General features: G+C 65.2%; 2 protein-coding genes. Both read left to right on the forward strand.

The window, feature by feature from the left end:
- The coding region (locus PXJ20_RS32795) for a cytochrome b (protein ID WP_421057497.1) at positions 1 to 1324 on the forward strand (1324 nt) is incomplete at its 5' end.
- Between the two features lie 22 nt (positions 1325 to 1346).
- Positions 1347 to 1820 (forward strand): cytochrome c1 (locus PXJ20_RS32800; protein WP_421057498.1); only part of this gene is annotated, 474 nt, incomplete at its 3' end.

A 1820-nucleotide genomic window follows, 5' to 3' on the forward strand; every position in this document is an offset into this window, starting at 1 on the left:
TTTCCCGCTGACCGAGACATGGAAGGCGCACCTGTCGGAGTACTACGCGCCGAAGAACTTCAACTTCTGGTACTTCTTCGGCTCGCTGGCGCTGCTGGTGCTGGTCAACCAGATCGTCACGGGCATCTTCCTGACGATGAACTACAAGCCCGACGCGACGCTGGCGTTCGGCTCGGTGGAATACATCATGCGCGAGGTGCCGTGGGGGTGGCTGATCCGCTACCTGCATTCCACGGGCGCGTCGATGTTCTTCGTGGTGGTGTACCTGCACATGTTCCGCGGGCTGCTGTACGGGTCGTACCGCAAGCCGCGCGAGCTGGTGTGGATCTTCGGCTGCGCGATCTTCCTGTGCCTGATGGCCGAGGCGTTCTTCGGCTACCTGCTGCCGTGGGGCCAGATGTCGTACTGGGGCGCGCAGGTGATCGTGAACCTGTTCTCGGCGATCCCGTTCATCGGCCCGGACCTGTCGCTGTGGATCCGCGGCGACTACGTGGTCTCGGACGTCACGCTCAACCGGTTCTTTGCGTTCCACGTGATCGCGATCCCGCTGGTGCTGCTGGGGCTGGTGTTCGTGCACCTGATCGCGCTGCACCAGGTGGGCTCGAACAACCCGGACGGCATCGAGATCAAGGCGAAGAAGGACGCGCAGGGGCGCCCGCTGGACGGTATCCCGTTCCATCCGTACTACTCGGTGCACGACTTCATGGGCGTGTGCATCTTCCTGATGGTGTTCGCCGCGATCGTGTTCTTCGCGCCGGAGATGGGCGGGTACTTCCTGGAGGCGAACAACTTCATCCCGGCCAACCCGCTGCAGACGCCGCCGGAGATTGCACCGGTGTGGTACTTCACCGCGTTCTACGCGATGCTGCGCGCGACCACGGACCCGTTCAAGATTGTGCTGATGGTCGTGATCGGGCTGCTCGGGCTGCTGGCGCTGGCGAGGGCGCGCGGGAAATGGCGGCTGGGGCTGCCGGTGCTCGCGGTGCTGGTGATCGTCGCGATGTACCTGACGGAGTCGAAGTTCTGGGGCGTGGTGGTGATGGGCGGCGCGGTGGTGTCGCTGTTCTTCCTGCCGTGGCTGGACCGCTCGCCGGTGAAGTCGATCCGCTACCGGCCGCTGTTCCACAAGGTGTTCTACGGGATCTTCGTGCTGGCGTTCCTGACGCTGGCGTTCCTCGGCACGAAGCCGCCGTCGCCGGCGGCCACGCTGGTGGCGCAGGTGTGCGCGCTGGTGTACTTCGCGTTCTTCCTCGGCATGCCGTTCTGGACGCGGCTTGGCACGTTCAGGGAGCCGCCGGAACGGGTGCGGTACAAGCCCCATTAACCGCGAACGAGGACAACCGGACATGAAGACATTGCTTGCAGGGTTCGCGCGTGCGTGCGCGGCCGGGGTTGCACTGGTGCTGGCGCTGCTGGTGGCAGCGGTGCCGGGGCGGGTGATGGCCCAGGAGAATATTCCGCTCGACCGCGCGCCCGATAACGGCGAAAATCTTGCCTCGCTGCAGCATGGGGCGCAGCTGTTCGTCAACTACTGCCTGAACTGCCACAGTGCGAACCTGATGCGCTACAGCCGGCTGCAGGACATCGGCATTGCGCAGAAGGAGATCCAGGCGAACCTGCTGTTCACCACCGACAAGGTGGGCAACACGATGACGGTGGCCATGCGGCCCGATGACGCGAAGGCGTGGTTCGGGGCGGCGCCGCCGGACCTGTCGGTGGAAGCGCGGGCGCGCGGGCGCGACTGGCTGTACACGTACCTGCGCAGCTTCTACCGCGACCCGACGCGGCCCACGGGCTGGAACAACCTGGTGTTCCCCAAC

The organism is Paraburkholderia sp. A1RI_3L (genome assembly GCF_048957895.1).
Taxonomy (GTDB): domain Bacteria; phylum Pseudomonadota; class Gammaproteobacteria; order Burkholderiales; family Burkholderiaceae; genus Paraburkholderia; species Paraburkholderia kururiensis.